General features: G+C 50.2%; 4 protein-coding genes. 2 read left to right on the top strand and 2 right to left on the bottom strand.

The window, feature by feature from the left end:
• Nucleotides 1-213 precede the first annotated feature (213 nt).
• Together ACKTSG_RS13495 and ACKTSG_RS13490 are read left to right on the top strand one after the other, a co-directional pair.
• The gene (locus ACKTSG_RS13495; protein ID WP_407895509.1) at nt 214-1,851 is read left to right on the top strand and encodes a glycoside hydrolase family 13 protein; all 1,638 of its coding nucleotides are present in this window, start codon (nt 214-216) and stop codon (nt 1,849-1,851) included.
• A gap of 93 nt (nt 1,852-1,944) precedes the next feature.
• Nucleotides 1,945-4,221, top strand: coding sequence for a glycoside hydrolase family 31 protein (locus ACKTSG_RS13490; protein WP_407895507.1), 2,277 nt, complete (start codon nt 1,945-1,947; stop codon nt 4,219-4,221).
• Between the two features lie 190 nt (nt 4,222-4,411).
• Here the strand turns inward: ACKTSG_RS13490 and ACKTSG_RS13485 are convergent, their stop codons facing one another.
• Nucleotides 4,412-4,675 carry an IS3 family transposase gene (locus tag ACKTSG_RS13485; protein ID WP_157833046.1) on the bottom strand — a complete coding sequence of 88 codons (264 nt, stop codon included), beginning with the start codon at nt 4,673-4,675 and terminating at the stop codon, nt 4,412-4,414.
• On the bottom strand, nt 4,676-4,927 hold the full coding sequence (locus tag ACKTSG_RS13480; RefSeq protein ID WP_407895505.1) for a DDE-type integrase/transposase/recombinase: 252 nt from the start codon (nt 4,925-4,927) through the stop codon (nt 4,676-4,678).
• Nucleotides 4,928-5,286: the final 359 nt, after the last annotated feature.

The raw sequence follows: 5,286 nt of genomic DNA, 5'->3' as shown, positions 1-5,286 counted from the left end.
AAAGTACCAAGATAATTTGTCTTTGGAGCTTGATTACTAGAACTAAATACGATATTAATGGTGTATGCACTCGAATCCTTCTTTCTGGATTTTCTTGTTGGTTGCACACCAAGAATATCAGAAGAAGACGTTCGGGTGTTTTTTATTGTTCGGAAATTATGAATTTAAACGAGGTACGTTTGACAGTACCTTGAATAAAAAAGAGGTAATTGAATGACTACTGGAAAATGGTGGCAAAACGTTGTCATGTATCAGATCTACCCGCGCTCCTTTCAAGACAGCAATGGGGATGGAATCGGTGATATCCCAGGGATCATCTCACGCCTAGACTACCTGCAGCAGTTGGGTATCGGAGGCATCTGGCTTAGCCCGGTCTACGCGTCGCCTAACGATGACAATGGGTACGACATCTCGGATTACGAAGCGATCTTGCCGGAATTCGGCACAATGGCGGATATGGAACGACTGATTGCGGAAGCCAAGGCGCGCGGGATCCGGATCGTGATGGATCTGGTCGTGAACCACACCAGCGATGAGCATCGCTGGTTCGTGGAGGGCCGAAAAGCCAAAGATGCACCGTATCACGATTTTTACGTCTGGCGCGATCCAGTTGAAGGACAGGATGTACCGAACGGTCTGCGTTCGACGTTTAGCGGTCCAGCTTGGACATATGACCCAACGGTTGGCCAGTACTATCTGCATCTGTTCAGCCCGAAACAGCCAGATCTGAATTGGGCCAATCCAGCGGTTCGACACGCCGTCTATGACATGATGAACTTCTGGATTGCCAAGGGGATCGGCGGGTTCCGCATGGATGTGATCGATCTGATCGGCAAGGAGCCCGATAAGATGATCACGGGCAACGGGCCGAAGCTCCACGACTACCTGCAGGAGATGAATCAGGCGACCTTCGGCGGCAAGGGTCAAGACTTGATGACCGTAGGCGAGACTTGGGGCGCAACACCTGAGATTGCTAAGCTGTTCTCAGACCCTGCGCGGCACGAACTGTCGATGGTGTTCCAATTCGAGCACAGCGGGCTTGACCAGCAGCCGGGTAAGGATAAGTGGGACCTCCAACCGCTGGCAGTTCCTGACTTGAAACGGGTGCTTTCCAAGTGGCAGACGGCGTTAGGTGATCAGGGGTGGAACAGCTTGTTCTGGAACAATCACGACTTACCGCGCATCGTCTCGCGCTGGGGGGATGATCAGAATTATCATGATCAGAGTGCGAAGTTATTTGCGATCCTACTACACATGATGAAGGGGACGCCGTACATCTATCAAGGTGAAGAAATCGGTATGACGAACTACCCGATCACTTCGGTTGCAGAAATTGACGATATTGAAAGCATCAATCTCTACAACGAACGGGTTGAGGCGGGTTATAACCCGGCGGATGTGATCAACTCCATTAATGTCAAAGGGCGCGACAACGCGCGCACGCCAATGCAGTGGGATAGTGCTGACGGGGCGGGCTTCACCACCGGCAAGCCGTGGCTGCACATCAACCCTAACCACGTGCAGTATAACGTGGCGGACGAGGTGGCTGATCCGGATTCGGTTTGGGCCACATATCAGCAGCTGATTGCCTTGCGTAAGCAGAATAACTTGGTGGTTTGGGGCGATTATACCTTGCTTGAAGACACCGCCGATGACGTGTTTGCTTATTACCGGACGGACCAAAACCGCCGGTGGCTGATTGTTGCCAACGTCTCAGCAAAGTCGAATGCGTTCACGTTGACGGATCAGGCTGAACGGCTGATCATCAGCAATTATGCGGACACCGCGCTGACTGGCGGCGATCGGCAGTTGCGGCCGTATGAGGCATTCGTGGTTGAGGTGAAGGCGTAGACGATGCTTTGATGGGCAAAAGTGGGTCCTTTCGAGGGCCTGCTTTTGACTAGAGTGAAAATCGCCTCGAAACTAACCGAGTGAGGGATGAAAATGAAAAACAACGTATTGACGGATGGCCACTATCGCATCACCGTCTTGACCGATGGCTTGCTGCGCTTGGAATATTCAACGCAGGGCCAGTTCGTTGACCAGCGCACGATTCAGGTCACCAACCGGAGTTTTCCGGTCTTTGACTACACGGTGATCGACAAAGCCGACCAGCTTGAGATCATCACGAAGGAACTGCATCTTTTCTATGACAAGCAGCCCTTCTCGCCGAGCGGCTTGGTGATCCAGATGACCCCGGCTGACGAGCGTTACGGCGGGACGTATCGGTACGGCAATCACCCGAACACGTTGAAAGGGACCGCCCGGACGTTGGACGGCTGTGACGGTGAGACCCCGCTGCAGGATGGCATCATTTCCCGGGACGGGTTCGCGCTGCTGGATGACTCCGAGACTATGCTGTTGGCTGACGACCAGACCTTGAGCGCCAAGGCGACTCAGTCAACGGATCTGTATTTCTTTGGCTACAACCATCACTACAAGAGAGCGCTGCATGATTTTTATCGGCTGAGCGGCGCAACGCCGCTGCTGCCGCGGTTTACCTTGGGCAACTGGTGGAGTCGCTACTGGCCGTATACTGAGGCGAGTTACCTGAAGCTGATGGAGCGGTTCCGCGCCGAACAGATTCCGCTATCCGTTGGCATGATCGACATGGACTGGCATCTGACGGATACACCTAAGCAATACGGGAGCAGCTGGACGGGCTATACGTGGAATAAGCAGTTATTCCCAGATCCGGAGCGTTTCCTGACTAAATTACACACGCTGGGGTTACAAACCAGTCTCAACGTGCACCCAGCTGAAGGAATTCGGCCTTTTGAAGCGGCGTATCAGACGGTAGCCAAGGCGTTAAAGTTGGATCAGTCGAAGGGTGAACCTGCGTCTTTTGATTTGATGAACCTTAATTTCCGACGTGCCTATTTTGAACTGGTGCATCGTCCACTTGAAGAAGAAGGGGTTGATTTCTGGTGGATCGATTGGCAACAAGGGACTGTGTCACGCTCTGCAGGTGTTGACCCGCTGTGGTTACTTAACCACTACCATTATTTAGATCATCAATTGCACCATGCTAATGGGTTGATACTCTCCCGGTACGCTGGTCCGGGTAGTCATCGTTATCCAATCGGCTTTTCCGGTGATACAATTATCAGCTGGCGATCCTTGGCATTTCAACCATATTTCACTGCAACTGCCTCCAATATTGGCTATGGTTGGTGGAGTCACGACATTGGTGGTCACATGGGCGGAGTCCGGGATGCTGAGCTTACGACACGCTGGATGCAGCTTGGGGTCTTCAGCCCGATCAACCGATTGCACAGTTCAAATAATCGATACTCTGGCAAAGAGCCGTGGAAATATGATTCGCGCTACCAACAGATAATGACCGAGTTCTTGCGACTTCGACATCGCTTAGTTCCATACCTTTACACGATGAACGTACGAGCTCATGAGCAGGGTAGCCCACTGATTGAACCGATGTATTACACTTATCCACGCGATGATCGTGCCTACCAGTATCGTAACCAGTACCGATTTGGAACCCAGATGATGGTCATGCCAATAACTGCACCTGAATCGGTAGCCTTACAATACGGCACCGCAGAGATGTGGTTTCCGGAAGGCGATTGGCGTGATATGACAACAGGATGGCACTATCCAGGTAATACGGAAATGATCGTTAATCGTCGGTTGGAGGAATACCCGGTCTTTGTTCGGGCAGGGGCAATCATTCCAATGGTTGGGGCTGATCAATCCGAGGACTTCGGCACTGCCTTACCAGGCACAATTGATTGGTGGGTATATCCAGGTGCAGATAATACTTTTGAAATGGTTGAGGATGACGGTGATAAGCGAGTGATATCAACGCTGCACGTGGATGCAAAAACCAACCAGGCAAGGCTCTCCGTTTCAGGAGACACGGAGATTATACCCGCCCAAAGGAAACACCGAATTATTGTCATTGATCGTGGCGTTCAGACAGCATGTACGATTAGAGACGGTAGCTTGGTTGACTTGCCGCGAACCACTTCGGAAGCAGCTGAAACTGCGATGGCAGCAATGCTTGACGAGCGAATCAAGCGCCCAATTAACGGCTACGATTTCAAAAATGATTTGGCCGGTAAGTTGACAACCCTCAGGGCCGATGCCTTGAACGATTATCTCCAGACGTTGAAGGATCGTGACTTAGCTGCGTTGTACTATGAACTCGTTCGGGTCGCCAGCTGTTCTGACGTTACATTTAGCTATCAAGGCCAAGAATAAAAGTATCATGTAGTACTTGACTTCGATGCTTACCCATTCACAGCCTGGCGATTGTAATGAGTTCAGGCTGTGTGGATTTGATTGAAATGTGGCAAGGTACACAGAAATTCGGGATAAATAATATTGTCAAAAACAAAACGACTTCCCATCATGAAGTGCAATAGAAAAGTTAGACAATTTAGATTTTGAATTAAGCAATCATGGTTTGTTCCCGGTACTCAACTGGGGTCAAGCCATTTTTGTTTCTCGAAATTCTGACATTGTTAAACCAATCCACGTAACCGTTCACCAGCTTGCGCAGATCTGAGAGCGTGTTGATCTGATACCGATTCAAGCACTCACGTTTTAGGAGGTTGAAGAAGCTTTCGATGGGCGCATTATCGTGACAGTTACCTTTACGAGACATGCTCTGTGTAATGTTCATAGCCTTGAGACGTTGCTGGTAGTCCACCATTTAATATTGCCACCCTTGATCAGAGTGAAGAGTTGGTTTGATACCTTCTTTAAGGTGATGCTCTAATTCATCAAGTGACGCCTGAATCAAAGCCTTATTGGGAGAAGCACTGACAATAGCCGCGATCACTTCACGGCTGGCTTCATCTGTGATTGACGAGATATAGCCCCACTCGCCGTTGTACAGCCGTACCTGGGTCACATCGGTATGGAACACTGTGAGTGGCTGTGTGGTTTCAAACTTCTGATTCAAGTTGTTAGGTGCAATGAGACCAACGTGACCTTTGTAGGAGTGATATTTGGACCTGGATTATTCATAGAATTTCAAAAAAGCAGCGCAATCCCACGATTCACACGGGACTGCGCTGCTTTGGTGTTTCACCCATTGGGTGCGCCTATATGCTAAGGTTGAGTCAACGAAAACCATCACGAAAGCGAGGCTTCACACCATCTCAACTTTAACCAGCTTATCCCTGCAATGCAATACCAATGTGACTGTGACCGCCGACGGCGGTCAACTTTCAAATGACGCCGGGCTCGTTTTGTTCCAAGAGTTTCTTCATCGTATCAACTTTAGGCAACTTGCCAATCAGTGCCTCAAGTTACCAGACC

The sequence above is a fragment of the Lacticaseibacillus salsurae genome (assembly GCF_045862175.1).
Classification (GTDB): Bacteria; Bacillota; Bacilli; order Lactobacillales; family Lactobacillaceae; genus Lacticaseibacillus; species Lacticaseibacillus salsurae.
This window is presented reverse-complemented; position numbering and strand designations above follow the sequence as displayed.

Bases quoted from the DNA above. Each gene is read 5' to 3' on its own strand.
- ACKTSG_RS13485 (WP_157833046.1), bottom strand. From the start codon at position 4,675: ATGGTGGACTACCAGCAACGTCTCAAGGCTATGAACATTACACAGAGC.
- ACKTSG_RS13495 (WP_407895509.1), top strand. From the start codon at position 214: ATGACTACTGGAAAATGGTGGCAAAACGTTGTCATGTATCAGATCTAC.
- ACKTSG_RS13490 (WP_407895507.1), top strand. From the start codon at position 1,945: ATGAAAAACAACGTATTGACGGATGGCCACTATCGCATCACCGTCTTG.